Annotated in this window: 16 protein-coding genes; 4 read left to right on the top strand and 12 right to left on the bottom strand. The window is 64.6% G+C overall.

Annotated features, from left to right (window positions below; translation table 11 throughout):
• Positions 1–50: 50 nt before the first annotated feature.
• From LPW39_RS18140 to LPW39_RS18130, 3 genes are all read right to left on the bottom strand, one after another.
• Complete coding sequence (locus tag LPW39_RS18140) at positions 51–368, bottom strand: DMT family transporter (protein WP_230778468.1); 318 nt, start codon at positions 366–368, stop codon at positions 51–53.
• Positions 369–565: 197 nt separating this feature from the next.
• Positions 566–1,066, bottom strand: a complete 501-nt coding sequence (locus LPW39_RS18135) for a putative toxin-antitoxin system toxin component, PIN family (protein ID WP_230778465.1) — start codon at positions 1,064–1,066, stop codon at positions 566–568.
• Positions 1,063–2,340, bottom strand: coding sequence for a THUMP domain-containing class I SAM-dependent RNA methyltransferase (locus LPW39_RS18130; RefSeq protein ID WP_230778463.1), 1,278 nt, complete (start codon positions 2,338–2,340; stop codon positions 1,063–1,065). The genes LPW39_RS18135 and LPW39_RS18130 overlap by 4 nt, the downstream gene beginning before the upstream one ends.
• Before the next feature lie 197 nt (positions 2,341–2,537).
• Here LPW39_RS18130 and LPW39_RS18125 point away from each other — a divergent pair, with 197 nt between their 5' ends.
• Together LPW39_RS18125 and LPW39_RS18120 are read left to right on the top strand one after the other, a co-directional pair.
• Positions 2,538–3,290 (top strand): hypothetical protein, encoded by a 753-nt coding sequence (locus LPW39_RS18125; RefSeq protein ID WP_230778461.1) that lies wholly within the window; start codon positions 2,538–2,540, stop codon positions 3,288–3,290.
• Positions 3,291–3,431: 141 nt separating this feature from the next.
• Positions 3,432–4,346 carry an aspartyl/asparaginyl beta-hydroxylase domain-containing protein gene (locus LPW39_RS18120; RefSeq protein WP_407928877.1) on the top strand — a complete coding sequence of 305 codons (915 nt, stop codon included), beginning with the start codon at positions 3,432–3,434 and terminating at the stop codon, positions 4,344–4,346.
• Positions 4,347–4,422: 76 nt separating this feature from the next.
• Here LPW39_RS18120 and rpoN read toward each other — a convergent pair whose 3' ends face one another.
• From rpoN to LPW39_RS18080, 8 genes are all read right to left on the bottom strand, one after another.
• Positions 4,423–6,042, bottom strand: coding sequence for an RNA polymerase factor sigma-54 (rpoN, locus tag LPW39_RS18115; RefSeq protein ID WP_230778457.1), 1,620 nt, complete (start codon positions 6,040–6,042; stop codon positions 4,423–4,425).
• A gap of 105 nt (positions 6,043–6,147) precedes the next feature.
• Entirely contained in the window at positions 6,148–6,924 is a 777-nt protein-coding gene (lptB, locus tag LPW39_RS18110) for an LPS export ABC transporter ATP-binding protein (RefSeq protein ID WP_230778739.1), read from the bottom strand.
• 23 nt (positions 6,925–6,947) lie between these two features.
• Positions 6,948–7,616, bottom strand: a complete 669-nt coding sequence (gene lptA / locus LPW39_RS18105) for a lipopolysaccharide transport periplasmic protein LptA (protein ID WP_230778455.1) — start codon at positions 7,614–7,616, stop codon at positions 6,948–6,950.
• A gap of 110 nt (positions 7,617–7,726) precedes the next feature.
• Positions 7,727–8,371: a thiol:disulfide interchange protein DsbA/DsbL gene (locus LPW39_RS18100; protein WP_230778453.1), complete on the bottom strand. Its 645-nt coding sequence runs from the start codon at positions 8,369–8,371 to the stop codon at positions 7,727–7,729.
• A 56-nt stretch (positions 8,372–8,427) separates the two neighbouring features.
• Positions 8,428–9,120: an SPOR domain-containing protein gene (locus tag LPW39_RS18095; protein ID WP_230778451.1), complete on the bottom strand. Its 693-nt coding sequence runs from the start codon at positions 9,118–9,120 to the stop codon at positions 8,428–8,430.
• Between the two features lie 26 nt (positions 9,121–9,146).
• Positions 9,147–10,856, bottom strand: coding sequence for an arginine--tRNA ligase (gene argS / locus LPW39_RS18090; RefSeq protein WP_230778448.1), 1,710 nt, complete (start codon positions 10,854–10,856; stop codon positions 9,147–9,149).
• A gap of 41 nt (positions 10,857–10,897) precedes the next feature.
• Complete coding sequence (locus tag LPW39_RS18085; protein ID WP_230778445.1) at positions 10,898–11,344, bottom strand: DUF2214 family protein; 447 nt, start codon at positions 11,342–11,344, stop codon at positions 10,898–10,900.
• Between the two features lie 4 nt (positions 11,345–11,348).
• The gene (locus tag LPW39_RS18080) at positions 11,349–12,275 is read right to left on the bottom strand and encodes a LysR family transcriptional regulator (RefSeq protein WP_230778443.1); all 927 of its coding nucleotides are present in this window, start codon (positions 12,273–12,275) and stop codon (positions 11,349–11,351) included.
• 167 nt (positions 12,276–12,442) lie between these two features.
• Between LPW39_RS18080 and LPW39_RS18075 the strand changes: the two genes are divergently transcribed.
• Both LPW39_RS18075 and LPW39_RS18070 read left to right on the top strand, forming a co-directional pair.
• The gene (locus LPW39_RS18075) at positions 12,443–13,693 is read left to right on the top strand and encodes a sensor histidine kinase (RefSeq protein WP_230778441.1); all 1,251 of its coding nucleotides are present in this window, start codon (positions 12,443–12,445) and stop codon (positions 13,691–13,693) included.
• Positions 13,694–13,788: 95 nt separating this feature from the next.
• Entirely contained in the window at positions 13,789–14,475 is a 687-nt protein-coding gene (locus LPW39_RS18070) for a response regulator transcription factor (RefSeq protein ID WP_230778439.1), read from the top strand.
• A 79-nt stretch (positions 14,476–14,554) separates the two neighbouring features.
• Here the strand turns inward: LPW39_RS18070 and LPW39_RS18065 are convergent, their stop codons facing one another.
• Positions 14,555–14,914, bottom strand: coding sequence for a hypothetical protein (locus LPW39_RS18065; protein ID WP_230778437.1), 360 nt, complete (start codon positions 14,912–14,914; stop codon positions 14,555–14,557).
• Positions 14,915–15,145: the final 231 nt, after the last annotated feature.

The following is a 15,145-nucleotide window of genomic DNA, read 5'->3' as shown; positions in this document are numbered from 1 at the left end:
ATTGTCGCAGGGCCTGCAAACACGTTCGCAAGCCTAAGGCATCAGCAGGATTACGACGAGGACAGCTTCATCAGCACCAGACCGCTGACAATCAGCAAGGCCGCCACCACGCGCATCGGCGTCAGCGCCTCGCCCAGCACCGTGATGCCGACGAGGAAAGCGCCCACCGCGCCAATGCCGGTCCAGATGGTGTAGGCCGTGCCCAGCGGCAGGCTGCGCATCGCGACCGACAGCAGGCCAAAGCTGGCAACCATCGCAACGAGCGTGATCGCGCTGTATTTGATGTTGGTGAAGCCATGGGACTGCTTCATCGTGAACGCCCACACCACCTCCAGCACACCGGCAACCAGCAAATAGACCCAGGCCATATCGAACTCCTTGAAAAACGGAAATTTGGAATGGCCAGGCCGTCCTGGCGGTGGTGCGCGCCGCAGCTGCAGCGCCATGCAGGGCCGTCCCTGCGCAACTGGGTCCCATGATAGCGGCGCGGCCTGCGCAGGGCCAGGTGGCGGCTGGATCGCCCGTGGCGCTGTGGGTGGTTGGCGCGCCACAGTGGGCAGCGCGATCAGGCCAGGGATTCGGCCTCGGTCTCGGCGGGCTCCATCTGCAGCAGGTTGCCCACAGTGGCACCGTAGTAGGTGGCCACCCTTTTGCGCTGCTTGAGCACGGCCTTGTCCTTGCTCACCAGCAACGCGCGGTGCTGGCTGGCCAGGTCCAGAAAATGCTGGTCGTCCGGGTCGGTGCAGGTAAAGCGGATCTTGGGGGCGGCATCGACATACTGCACGGCGGCATCGAACGCGGCCATCACGCCCTCGGGTGTCTTGCCGTAGTAGCTGACGCGCGGGGCGATCTGGCTGTAGTGCAACACCCTTTCGAGCTCGATGCGCTGGGCCTGGTCGGCAATCCAGCGCAGCGCGCCCTGTGCCACCAGCGCACGGATCGGCGGGATGTGGGGATCGTCGAAGATCAGCATGTCGAGCACCACATTGGTGTCCAGCACAACGGGCCGGGGCAGGGGCCCGGTGTAGCCTTCATTGCAGGAAGGCCACTTCAGCACGACCTTCATCGCTGGCCGCCAGGCGCAGCCTGCTCGCCCCGGGGCTTGAGCGCGCCCTTGATCATGTCAAAGCGGAACAGGCGGCACTCAATCGGGCCGTTCCACATGGGGGTGCGGCGCGATTCCTTCAGGCGCATCTTGCCGGGCAGCTTCAGGTCCGGGGTCAGCATCCAGGCGCTCCAGCCGCTGTAGTTCTTCTTCCAGTGGCTGGCCAGCTGGGTGAAGAACTCGCCGCCATCCTCGGTCTGCGCCGTCTCGCGCCCTGCGCGCTCGACATGGCCCATGCGCTCGGCCGCGTTGCGGCCGGCACTGCCGGCTGCGGCAATACGCTCGCCGTAGGGCGGGTTGAGCAGCATCATGCCGGGTTGCTCGCTCGGGGGCATGCGCTGCAGCGCATCGCCGCCGCGCAGCTCGATGGTCTCTGCCACACCCGCACGCTCGGCATTGCGCTGGGCAAAGTCGACCATGCGGAAGGAGATGTCCGAGCCATAGATGCCCACCGGGCTTTGGGGCAGGATCTGGCGCTCGGCCTCGTCGAGCATCGCCTCCCAGACATGGCGCTGGAAAGGCACCAGCTTCTCAAATGCAAAGCGGCGCAGAATGCCGGCCGGAATCTTGCGCGCAATCTGGGCGGCCTCGATGACCACCGTGCCGCTGCCGCAGCAGGGGTCGTACAGCGGCTGCGGGTCGTCGCCATGCGGGTCCCAGCCGCTGGCGGCAATCATCGCGGCAGCCAGGGTTTCCTTCAGCGGGGCATCGCCCTTGTCCTCGCGCCAGCCGCGCTTGAACAGCGCCTCGCCCGAGGTGTCGATATAGATGGTGGCGCCATCGGTGGTCAGGTGCAGGTGCACGCGCACATCGGGGTGGTGCGTCTCCACACTGGGGCGCACGCCGTGGCGGCGCTCGCGGAAGCGGTCGGCAATCGCATCCTTGACGCGCAGCGCCGCAAAGTTCAGGCTGGTCAGCGGGCTGTGCTGGGAGGTGACCTCGATCTTGAAGGTCTCCTTGGGCGAGAACCAGATCTCCCAGGCCACCTCGCTGGCAGCGCGGTAGAGATCGTTCTCGTTGCGGTACATGCTGTGCGACAGCTCCACCAGCACGCGCTGGGCCAGGCGGCTGTGCAGGTTCAGCAGCAGCGCGTCGCGCCACATGCCGCGCAGCATGACGCCGCCGCGCGCCACCAACAGGTCCTGGCCGCTGGCGCCGGTGATGGCATGGACTTCGTCCGCCAATAGGCCCTCGACGCCGGCGGCGCAGGGCAAAAACAAATGCAGTTGGTTCATAAGCAGGGGCGCAAGCATACGCGCTTGCGCCATTGTCTGCGCAAGCGCATGGGAATGTGTACTGTGACAACTGCATTCGAAGCCCACCGCCGATAGGGCTTCAATAACAGCAGACCGGCTGCTATAGTCCGACTCCAGAGCGGGCCGCCGCCCCGTGCGCCCAGACCCTCCCCAGACCCTTGAAGAAAGATAAGCGGATGCCCTACCTCGGAGCCGGCGTACACGTCATCATTGCGCTATTTTTTGCCGTCCATGCGGTGCGCAGCGGCCAGAACAACTACTGGCTGTTTGTGCTGCTGGCCTTCCCCTTCCTGGGCAGCGTGGTGTATTTCTTCGCCATCTACCTGCCCAATTCGCGGCTGCAGCGCCATGCCCGCAGCCTGGCGAACAACGCCGTCAAGGCACTGGACCCGACCCGCGAGGTGCGCGAAGCCCAGGCCGCCTACGATTACAGCCCCACCGCGCAGAACCAGATCCGCCTGGCCCTGGCGCTGCTGGCCACCGGCCAGGCCGAGCAGGCCTTTGGCCACTTCGAGGCAAGCATGAAGGGCCCGTTTGCCAATGACCTCGATATCCGCTGGGGCGCTGCGCAAGCCGCCTACCAGGCCGGCCATCCGCAGCAGGCCTTGCAGCAGCTGCGCGTGATTGCCCAGGCCGATGTGCATTTCCGCGCCGAGGCCGTGGGCCTGCTGGTGGCCAAGGCCTATGCCCAGTTGGGCGACCAGGAGATGGCGCGCAAGAGCTTTGACTTTGCGCGCCAGCATTCGGGCAGCTTCGATGTGATGGCCGAGTATGCGATCTGGGCTGCAGGCCAGCGCGACTGGCAGACCGCCAATGCGCTGCAGGCCGAGCTGAACAAGGCGATGACGCACTGGAGCGGCCAGCAGCGCCAGCTCAACCGCGAGATGCTGCAGCGCCTGAAAACCGCCTTCGCCGCTCAGCCCAAGTAAGCGCGCGACCCTGGCGCCCGCTGCAATAGGCCTGCTGGCAGCAGGCCATCCAACCGCCCCGCAGGCCTTGCAGCGCGCCGGTTTGCGCTTGCGCAGACACCTGCCACAGCGCAGTCGCTAAAATCGCTGTCTATGGCAAAAATCATCGTTCTGGCCCTGGTGCTGCTTTTCTTTGGCTGCGGCCTCTACATGCACCTGCGCGGCAAGGTGCGGCACAAGCTGCTGCGCCAGCTGTTTGACCACTCCACCTTCACGGCGCCGTTCAATGTGTTCATGCTGATGTTCAGCAAGGTCCCGCGCACGCCCTACCTGCCCACCAGCACCTTCCCCGACCTGGCCCCGCTGCAGGCCAACTGGCGCGAGATCCGCGAAGAGGCCATCGGCCTGCACCAGGCCATGCAGATCAAGGCAGCGGCCAACAACGATGACGCGGGCTTCAACTCCTTCTTCAAGACCGGCTGGAAGCGCTTCTACCTGAAGTGGTACGGCCAGGCCCACCCCTCGGCAATGGAGCTCTGCCCCAAGACCACGGCGCTGGTGCAGTCCATCCCCGGCATCAAGGCGGCCATGTTTGCCGAGCTGCCACCCGGCGCCAAGCTCAACCTGCACCGCGATCCCTACGCCGGATCGCTGCGCTACCACCTGGCCGTGCTGGCGCCCAATGATGACCGCTGCATGATCGAAGTCGATGGCACGCCCTACAGCTGGCGCGAGGGCGAAGGCGTGGTCTTTGACGAGACCTATATGCACTGGGCCGAGAACAGGTCCGAGGGCAACCGCATCGTGCTGTTCTGCGATGTCGAGCGCCCGATGACCAATGGCTTTGCGCGGTGGCTCAACCGCTGGCTGGGCACGCATGTGGTGGCTGCTGCCAGCTCGCCCAACAACGAAGGCGATCCGCGCGGCTTCATCAGCCGCATCTTCAAGGTCTCGTTCTACATGGGCCAGTACCGCCGCCGCTTCAAGGCCTGGAACAAGACGGCCTACAAGCTGACCAAGTTCGGCCTGATGCTGGCCGTACTGGCCTTGTTCATCTGGTGGCTGTGGCCGAAGTAAAACCGCAGCGCCTCAACGCAAAAACCGCAGTGTGCAACGCCACTGCGGTTTTTTCATGGGCCCGTGATGCCTACGTCTACAGCGCCTTGCGCAGGCTGGCCGGTGGGATGCGCATCGCTTCGCGGTACTTGGCCACGGTACGGCGCGCGCATTCAATGCCCTGGGCCTGCAGCAGGTCGGCAATTTTTGCGTCCGACAGCGGCTTCTTCGCGCTTTCCTCGTCCAGCAGCTGCTTGATCAGCGCCTTGACCGCCGTGCTGGAGGCGCTGCCGCCGGTCTCGGTGCCCAGGCCCGAGCCAAAGAAGTACTTGAGCTCAAAGGTGCCCTGCGGCGTGGCCATGTACTTGGCCGTGGTCACGCGGCTGATGGTGGACTCGTGCAGACCCAGCTCATCGGCGATCTCGCGCAGCACCATGGGGCGCATCGCCAGCTCGCCATGCACAAAGAAATTGCGCTGGCGCTCCACAATGGCCTGCGAGACACGCAAGATGGTGTCAAAGCGCTGCTGGATGTTCTTGATGAACCAGCGCGCCTCCTGCAGCCGCTGCTGCAACGCGCCATGGCCCTCGCTGCCTTTGTGGCTGCGCAAGGCATTGGCATAGACATCCTGCACGCGCAGGCGCGGCATCACCTCGGCATTGAGCTGCACGCTGAAGCCGGGCACCGGCAGGCCACGCTCGTTGCTGGGGCGCACGATCACATCGGGGATGATGGCATTGCGGTCCACATCGGCATAGGGCCGGCCCGGACGGGGTTCGAGTTTGGCAATCAACCCCAGCGCACTGCGCACCGCCGCTTCGTTACAGCCGGTCAGCTGCGTGAGCTTGCGCACATCGCGGCGCGCCAGCAGGTCGAGCGATTCCTGGCAGACGAGCAAGGCGGTGTCCAGCGCCAGCGCATCGGCCTCGGGCGTGTCCGAGCCTTCTTCATCCAGGAGCCGCTGCTGGGCCTTGATCTGCAGCTGCATGCATTCGGACAGGTTGCGCGCGCCCACGCCAATGGGTTCCAGGCTTTGCAACAGGCGCAGCGCCACCGTCAGGTGGTGCAGCAGCGCTTCGTAGCGCTCGGGATCGCTGGCATCGCCAAAGCTTTGCGCCAGCTCGGCCAGCGTCTCTTCCAGGTAGCCGTCGTCGTTGAGCGATTCGATCAGAAAGTAGAGCGCCGCCCGGTCTTCCTGGCACAGGCGCAGCGACAGCGCCTGGCGGTGCAGCACATCCTGCAGGCTCAGGTGCTCGCTGCGCCGGTCGGACATCGGCGTCTCGTCGTCATCGTCAGTGGCGCTGGCACGGGCGGGCAGCTCGCCGCCCCACTCTTCCCAGTCCGAAGCCGAATCGCCCGCAGCCGCCTCGGCATCCACGCCCGTTTCCTTGCCGGCGCCAAAGTCCAGCGGCAGATCCGATGCACCCGGCTCGAAATCGCTGGTGTTGCCGGGGTCGGTCACCGCGTCGGCAACCTTGTCGGCTGCATCTGCAGCCTCGGTGGACTCGGCAGATTCAGCAGATTCGGCGGCTTCCTTGCCCGGTTCGGGTTCGGGCGCATCATCGCCCTCCCGCTCCAGAAACGGATTCTCGTCAAGCATCTGCTCGACTTCCTGCGTCAGCTCCTGCGTGGACAGCTGCAGCAGGCGGATCGACTGCTGCAACTGGGGCGTCAGGGTCAGGTTCTGCGATACGCGCAGCGACAGCGAAGGCATCATGGCTGCGCCTCCGCGCGGGCTGCGGTAGCCGGCAACAGATCAGCCCCACCGGCGCCGCAGAACGGCACGGTAGCTTGGCTGGCACGCCCGCCAAGGCGTGCGGTGTCACATACGGAAATGCTCACCCAGGTACACCCTCCGCACCTCTGCGTTTTCCACAATCTCTTGTGGCGTTCCTGCGGCCAGCACTTTGCCATCGCTGATGATGCAGGCATGGTCACAGATACCCAGGGTTTCGCGCACATTGTGGTCGGTGATCAGCACGCCAATGCCGCGTTCCTTCAGGAAGGCAACAATGCGCTGGATCTCGATCACGGCGATGGGGTCGATGCCGGCGAAGGGCTCGTCGAGCAGGATGAAACGGGGTTGGGTAGCCAGCGCGCGGGCAATTTCGACCCGGCGGCGCTCGCCACCGGACAGGGCCACCGAAGGCGACTCGCGCAGGTGCTCGACACGCAGCTCCTGCAGCAGCGCAGTCAGCTGGCGCTCCACCTCGGCGCGCGACAGCGACTTGCCATGCTCGTCCTTTTGCAGCTCCAGCACGGCGCGTACGTTGTCCTGCACGCTGAGCTTGCGAAAGATCGAGGCTTCCTGCGGCAGGTAGGACAGGCCCAGCTGCGAGCGCTGGTGGATCGGCATATTGGCCACCGACTGCCCATCGATGCGAATATCACCGCCATCGCTGCGCACCAGTCCCACGATCATGTAGAACGAGGTGGTCTTGCCGGCGCCATTGGGGCCGAGCAAGCCCACCACTTCGCCCTTGCGCACCGACAGCGACACATCCTTGACGACCTTGCGGCTGCCGTAAGACTTCTCCAGGTGCAACACCTCGAGCTGGCTGCGGTGGTCGCTGTTGGCAACCCGGGCGTTGACGGAAATGGTCGACGAGTTTTCTGCCACGGTTACTTGGCTCCGTCGTTCAGTTGGGTGCTGGGGCGCAATGGCGTCCTGTCATCGGCTGCGGGCTTGGCCGGGGTGCTGGCCTTGTCGTCCGCCTTGCCGTCTGTCTTGGGCGTCAGAATCACGCGCACGCGGTCCTTCTTGGGCGCGCCGGGCTTGGGATCGGCCGAGGCCTGCGCACCCTTCTGTCCGGAGACCGTGAAGGTGTCGCTCAGGTTGTTGTAGACGATCAACGGGCCACTGACCTGGTCGGTCAACGTGGTCTCGCGGTAGCGGCGCAGCTCGCCACGGCGCTCAAAGTGCACGGTGTCGTCGCGGCCGTTATAGGTGATGACCTCGCCTTCGCCTTCGACGAATTCATCCGGTGCACCGGGTGCGGAATCCCGCTTTTGGCGGAAGAAGGCCAGCTTGCCTGGCGCAGCGGTCACCACGCCATGCTGGAAGCCGTCGCGGTCCTGGCTCACGGTCAGCTGCGCACCACGGATGATGATGGTGCCCTTGGTCACCACCACATTGCCCGTGAAGACACTGGTCTGCTTGAGTTCATCATGGCGGCCATCGTCCGCCTCGATGTTCATGGGCTTGGTGCGGTCTGCACGCTCGGCGTGCGACAGCAGCGGCACGGCCAGGGCCACTGCCACCAACAAAGAGTTAAAAATACGGTGTCTCATAAGGCATGAATCTTGCTCTGCCCCATTGTAGCCATGCTGGAGCCTGGGGCCGTTTTTGGCACAAAAAAGCCCGCGTGCGCGGGCTCTGTCTGAAGCGTTGGGGAATCCGCTCAGCCTTGTGCAGCCAGGAACTCTACCACTTGCAGCACATTGCTCATCGAGCCGGCACGGGTGCCATCGGTGTAGTACTTGCCGGCCACGCCCAAGGATGGAACGCCTTCGACGCCATAGGATTCTTGCAGCTGGGTGGCCTTGCGCACCTGGCCTGCCACGCTGAAGGAGTTGTAGGCTTCCTTGAACTTGGCAAGGTCGACGCCGTTCTTGTCCATCCAGGCAAAGATCTCTTCGTCCTTGTTCAGGCGCTGGCGCTCGACGTGGATCGCGCGGAAAACCTTGACATGCACGTCAGGGATCAAACCCATCGACTCCAGCGCAAAGTAGATCTTTTGCTGGGGGACAAACGTGTTGTTGAAGGCGACCGGCACGCGGCGGATCTGCAGGTTCTTCGGTGCCGACTTGGCCCAGGCCTCGAACTGCGGCTCAAAGGCATTGCAGTGGGGGCAGCTGTACCAGAAGAACTCGATGATCTCGACCTTGCCAGCAGGTGCGTCCGGGGTCACAGGCTTGGCCAGCTTGATGTAGTCCTTGCCTTCCTTGAACTTGGCCTGTGCGTTGGCGCCGGTGGCAAACGGCAGGCTCAGCGCGGAAGCGGCAGTAGCGGAAGCCGCCAAAGTGGAAAACTCACGACGTTTCATGTTTTGTTAACTCCAGTGACAAGTTGCGGTTAGGAGTGCCCTGTACCGCCAAAAGTTCAACGCTGTACGCGGACGATTTGCGCATCCACGCCGGCGCCATCGAGCTTGCCTTTGAGGCCGTCGGCATCATCGCGCTTGTTGAATGGGCCTACGCGCACCCGGTATACCGTGCGGCCATTGACTTCGCGCTCGCTGACGCGGGCCTCCCAGCCCATCATCGCCAGCTTGGCGCGCTGTGCATCGCCATCGGACTGGCTGCGGAACGCACCGGCCTGCACAAAGTACTGGAAGCCATCGGTGCCATCGGCGCTGCGCGACTTGGCCAGATCACCCAGCGGATCGGCGCCCTGGCCAGCCTTGGGGTCGAGCTTGGCGACCTGGGTCTTGTCGGCAGGCTTGGCCGGATCGGGCAGCACCACCTCAGGCTTGGCAGGCTTGTTCTCGACTGGCGGGGTGGCATTGTCGGCCACGGTGCGCGGTGGCTCCGGCACCACCACGCCCTGCGCAGCCGGTGCCACGGCAGCCGGCGCACGCGCGGGGTTCTTGCCATACAGCGGCGAGTTCGGGTCCCAATTCTGGTTGCGCTGCGCCTCTGCCTTGTCCTTGGCCTCGCCCTTGACGCCACCTTTGTTGACAAACGGCACCGGCACATTGGTGACGTACACGGCCACGGCCAAGGCCGCGCCCACGCCCACCAGCAGCCCCAGGATCAGGCCCAGGATGGTTCCACCACGTTGATGTCGTCGCATTGCAGTTATTACCTTTGTTCGCAAAATCACATGCGCTCTGGCGCGCTCACACCCAGCACGGCCAGGCCGTTGCGCAGCACTTGGGCTACCGCCGCCACCAAGGCCAGACGGGCCAATTTGGTGGCTTCGTCATCCACCAGGATACGCTCTGCATCATAGTAGCTGTGGTAGGCCGAGGCCAGATCACGCAGGTAGAACGTAACATCGTGCGGCGCATTGCCGTCGGCGGCGCTGGTCAGCATTTCGGGGTACTGGGCCAGCATCTGCATCAGAGTCTGCGCCTGCGGGCCTTGCAGCGCGCCCAGGTCGATACCGCTCAGCGCGGGCAGGCCAGCGCCGCCCTGCTCCTGCCAGCCGCGCAGCACCGAGCAGATACGCGCATGGGCGTACTGCACGTAGAACACCGGGTTGTCGTTGTTCTGGGCCACGGCCAGATCGACGTCGAAGGTGTATTCGGTATCGGGCTTGCGCGACAGCAGGAAGAAGCGCACCGCGTCCTTGCTGGTCCACTCGATCAGGTCGCGCAATGTCACATAGCTGCCGGCGCGCTTGCTGATCTTGACCTCTTCGCCACCACGCACCACGCGCACCATCGTGTGCAGCACGTAATCAGGGTAGCCCTGGGGGATGCCGACGTTGACCGCCTGCAGGCCGGCGCGCACGCGGGCGATGGTGCCGTGGTGGTCCGTACCCTGGATGTTGACGGCCTTGCCGTAGCCGCGCAGGAACTTTTGCGTGTGGTAGGCCACATCGGGCAGGAAGTAGGTATAGCTGCCGTCGGACTTGCGCATCACGCGGTCCTTGTCGTCACCGAAGTCGGTGGTGCGCAGCCACAGCGCACCATCCTGCTCATAGGTGTGGCCGCTGGCGATCAGGCGCTTGACGGTCTCGTCCACATGGCCGTTCTGGTACAGGCTCGATTCGAGGTAGTACTCGTCGAACTTGAGGTTGAAAGCCTGCAGGTCCTTGTCCTGTTCGTTGCGCAGGTAGGCCACCGCAAAGTTGCGGATGTTGTCGTAGTCCTCGACATCGCCATTGGCGGTGAACTCGCGGTCATCGGCCTTGATGGTCTGCTTGGCAAGGAAGGCCTGCGCGATGTCGCCGATATAGTCGCCGTTGTAGAAGTTCTTGGCGAGCGGGTTGTCGCTGTCGGTGGGCCAGCAGTCGTCACCCGGCTTGAAGCCCTTGGCGCGCAGCTGGGTGCTCTTGGTCAGGGTGTCGATCTGCACGCCCGCGTCGTTGTAGTAGAACTCGCGGTGCACGGACCAGCCCTGGCTGCCGTAGAGGTTGCAGATGGCATCGCCCAGCGCGGCCTGGCGGCCGTGGCCCACGTGCAGCGGACCAGTGGGGTTGGCCGAGACGAACTCGACGATGATCTTTTCATCGCGCTGCGGCTGCATGCCAAAGCGCTCGCCCTGGGCCAGCACTTCCTGCACCACCTGCTGCTTGGCAGCGGGCTTGAGGCGCAGGTTCAAAAAGCCGGGGCCGGCGATCTCGATCGCATCCACCCATTGCGCGAAGGCAGGTGCGGCCTCCAGCGCGGCCTTGAGCTGCTCGCCCAGTGCGCGGGGATTGGCCTTGAGCGGCTTGGCCAGCTGCATCGCGGCGGTGACGGCATAGTCACCGTGGGCGGCCACCTTGGGCGTTTCAAAGGCCGCACGGCTACCTGCGCCAGGCGACAATTTCTCGAGCTCGGCAGCAAGCACTGCGAGCAAATCTTTTTTGACTTGCAACATATTAGAAACTTAGACGAAGCGGTTACCAGCGCCAGGCCGGTTTACCAGCCACGGGCATAAAACACGGCGACGGCGGCGATCACGGGAATCAGGTGGGCTTGCCACATGACCCATTTACGCGTGGCGCGCACCTCGGCGTCCCCGGGCAAAGCGCCATTGTCGCGCAATTGCCGTAACCAGCGGCGGAACACGGCTGTCGGCTTGAGCGACAGCACCACGGCGACGACCACCAAGGTCATCTTCAGGTGAAAGAGCGGCTGGCTGACATACCAAGTCACGCCCTTGGCACCCAGAAACAGGCGCAGCAGGCCGGTGGCCAACACCGCCAGCGCGGCAAAGGCGTAAATCAGGTCAAGGCGCGCCAGGCGCTGCACGACGGCCGCATTCATCCACTCGGCGCGGCACAGTGCCGCCTCGCTGGAGAGAAAAACCACCATGGTCAACAAGGCCAGCAGGTGCAGGCAGGCCAGAACAGCTTCCAAAGTCATCGTGTTACTCCATCTTCTTCCAGAAATCGGCACGTTCGTAGTGCTGCTTGACGAAATCAATCCACAAGCGCACCCGCAGCGGCAGGTGCTTGCGCTGCTGGAACATCACATAGATGCCGTTGGGCGGCGCGGCAAAGTCCTCCAGCACCTCGACCAGGCGGCCGGCGGCGATCTCCGACTCGACCTCCCAGGTGCTGCGCCAGGCAATGCCCCAGCCTTGCTGGCACCAGTCGTGCAGCACCTGGCCGTCCGAGCAATCGAGCGGCCCGCCGGGCTTGAGGTAGACCACCTCGCTGCCGCCGGTGGCCGCCGGCATGCGAAACGCCCAACCCCGCGTCTGCGAGGCTTCGCTGGACAAGGTCAGACAGTCATGCTGGTTCAGCTCGCTGGGGTGGCGGGGAACACCACGGCGGCGCAGGTACTCGGGTGTCGCCACGCAAAGGCGCCGGTTGTCCGCCACGCGCACGCTCACCAGCGAGGAGTCGGGCAGGTCGCCCACGCGGATCGCGCAGTCATAACCCTCGCCGGCCAGGTCCACCAGCCGGTCGCTCAGGTTCAGCGAGATGGTCACCTCCGGATGGCGCGCATGGTAGAGCGGCAGCAGCGGCGCCACATGGCGGCGCCCAAAGCCGGCTGGCGCCGTCACGCGCAGATGGCCTGTGGCCTTGATGCCGCCGGCGCTGACGCTGGCCTCGACACTGGCCAGCTCGGCCAGCAGGCGCTGGCAGTCTTCCAGAAAGGCCGCGCCTTCATAGGTCAGGGTGAGCTTGCGCGTGGTGCGCACCAGCAGCTTGACGCCCAGGCGCTCCTCCAGCGCATCGAGCCGGCGGCCCATGATGGCCGGAGCCACGCCTTCGGCCTTGGCAGCCGCAGTGAGGCTGCCGCGCGAGGCGATGGCGACAAATGATTCGAGCTGCTTGAGGCGATCCATACCAGACTGAACACAGTAAATACGCAAAGCCCGCTGGCCGCCGCTTGTGCGACGCGCCGGCAGGGCCACCGCCTATTATGATCGGGGCTCCGGCCTGGCGGGCGCATGAAAGCGCACATCCCGCTGCGACATCATTGACAGCCGCTCTTTTCCTGCGCCCCGCTCCTATGCCGCCAGATCCAACGCCGCCATCTGCTTCTTCCTACAGCGCCGAGGCCCTCTGGTACGCCCCGGCGCAACTTCTGCGCCTGTTTGGCAGCAGCCCTGTGGCCATGGCCTACTGGGGCCGCGACCAGCGCCTGCGCCTGGCCACGCCGCAGTGGTGCGAATGGTTTGGCGTGCCCGCCACCGGCATCGTCGGCCAGTTGCTGGGCGAGGCGCTGCCGCCCGACTTTGTCCAGCAGCACCAGGAGGCGCTGCAGGCCGCCGCGCAAGGCCTGCGCCAGCAGTTCGACATCCGCAAGACCGATCCCCATGGCCAGGTCGCCTGGCGCCGCGTCAGCCTGTCACCCCACCTCTGGCCCGGGCCGGCAGGCAGCAAAACGGCCCAGGGCACCCTGATGCTGATGCAGGACTGCAGCGCCGAATACGCCAACGCGGCCCAGGCCGATGCGCTGCGCGCACAGCTGGCCGCGCTCTCGTCCACCGATCTGGAGCGCACCGAAGAGAAGGGCGAGTTGCTGAAACTGCGCACCTTGCTGGACTGGCGCACCGCCATGCTGACCGAGCACAGCGAGATGCTGCAGTTGCTCTCGCACGAGATCCGCCAGCCGCTGAACAATGCATCGGCCGCGATGCAAGCCACCATGTCGGCCATTGCCGATCTGCAACTGGCCCAGACCACGCCAGCCACGAAGGCCTTGCTGCGCGCCGAGCATGTGCTCCAGCAGGTCATCGGCACCTTGGACAACACCTTGGCCGCCGGCACCATCCTGGCCGTTGGCGGGCACGCCGGCGCCTCGTCCGATACCGATCTGCCAACCCTCGTCAACCTGGTGCTGCACGACATTGCTGCCGATGCCCGGCCGCGCATCCAGGTGGTCTGGGATGCAGAGGCCCGCACGGTGCAGCTTCACCCGGCCTTGATGCGGCTGACCATCCGCAATCTGCTCAACAACGCCCTCAATTACGCGCCTGCAGACAGCCCGGTGCTGCTGCGCCTGGCCGATTCGGACGACCCGCTGGCGCTGATCATCGAGGTGATCGATGAAGGCCCGGGCATTCCGGACAGCCTGCGCCCACGCCTGTTCGAGAAAGGCACACGCGGCAGCGAACACCGCCACCGTGCCGGCGCCGGGCTGGGCCTGTTCATCGTGCGCTCGGTGGTGCAGTTGCACCAGGGCACGGTGCAGGCCTTGCCGCGCCAGCCAAACGGCACCATCATGCGCATTGAGTTGCCCCAAGGGCTGGACGATTAGCCAGCACAGCCTGGCCTCTGGCCGCTTGCCCCTGCTGAAGTGGTGACCGCACTTCTCAGGCCTTTTCACTGAATTGTCCCTTTCACGGAACCACCATGCTCCCCGCCACGCTTGCCCTGGTCGACGATGACCCCGAATACAGCGAATTCCTGGCCCAACACCTGCGCAACCAGGGCGTCCAGGTGCAGGTCTACAACGACAGCAGCGACCTGCTGGCCGACAACGAGCCCTACCGTTTTGAGTTCTATGTGCTGGACCTGATGCTGCCCGGCGTCAACGGCACCGAGCTGCTGCGCATTCTGCGCAAGCGCAACCAGTCGGGCGTGCTGATCGTCTCGGGCCGGCTCGGCCCCGAGGTGTTTGCCGAGGTCATCCATGCCGGCGCCGACATGTACCTGACCAAGCCGGTGACCTTCGAGCAGGTGGAGCTGGCCGTGCGCGCCGTGCACCGCCGCATCATGACCGCCGCCCAGGTGGCGACAGCCTGGAAGCTCGACAGCCACCGCAGCCTGCTGCTGACGCCCGATGGCCAGAGTGTCGACCTCAGCCCCACCGACTTGCTGCTGATGCAGTGCTTTCTCAAGGCCCAGGGCGCCGTGGTGGGCCGCGACCAGATCCGTGAGCTGCTCGGCTACCCGACGGCCAGCGACTCCGACAACAGCCTGCATGCCACCATTTACCGCCTGCGCCGCCGCATCGAAAAGGCCACGCCGCTGGCGGTGCCGCTGCAATCGCAGCAAAAAGTGGGCTACCAGTTCCGCGCCTCGCTGGTCTCGGCCTAGCGCTGTTCCACCTTCATCCCAAAAGCAAACGGGCCCGCAGGGCCCGTTGTGCTGTGGCGACCAGCGCCCTAGAACGTGTTTACATGCTCATGTTCGATTCCACATCGGCCACCTTGCGGCGGGCCAGCGCCAGGTTGGAGCGGGCCTTGTCCAGCACGTAATAGACGAAGATGCCGGACAGACGCTGCGATGGGCGAATGATGTGGTACTGCTTGCCCAAGGTGATGAGGATGTCGTCGATGTTGTCGTTCAGGCCCAGGGCCTTCATCGTCTTCATCTTGGCACGCACCACCTCGGTGTTACCCGCCGCTGCCAGCTCCATGTCCACGCCAGTGCCTACGCTGCCCAGCATCATGCCGCTGCTGTAGTCCACCACGGCAGCGCACAGGGCGCCGTCCATCGACATCAAATCGTTCAAGCTGTCGTTCAGATTTGCCATAACCACTCCAATCTATGTGATTTAGATCAACCACTATTACCTTATGAAGGTATAGATGATTCTAATAAGTCACTTCTGATCAGCGCAATCATTCGCTTCCCGCAGTTGTCGCCCAAGCAGGCAGACACCCCTGCAGGAATCTGATATTTAGATAGCAGCCGCAGATGCACTGGCTTGCACCCGGCTACAAAAACAGCGGACAGCGGCAGCACCCGCGACCCGTAACTAAGC

The sequence above is a fragment of the Comamonas koreensis genome, from assembly GCF_021026195.1.
Classification (GTDB): Bacteria; Pseudomonadota; Gammaproteobacteria; order Burkholderiales; family Burkholderiaceae_C; genus Comamonas; species Comamonas koreensis.
The sequence above is the reverse complement of the archived record's forward strand: the minus strand, read 5'-3'. Positions and strand labels throughout refer to the sequence as shown.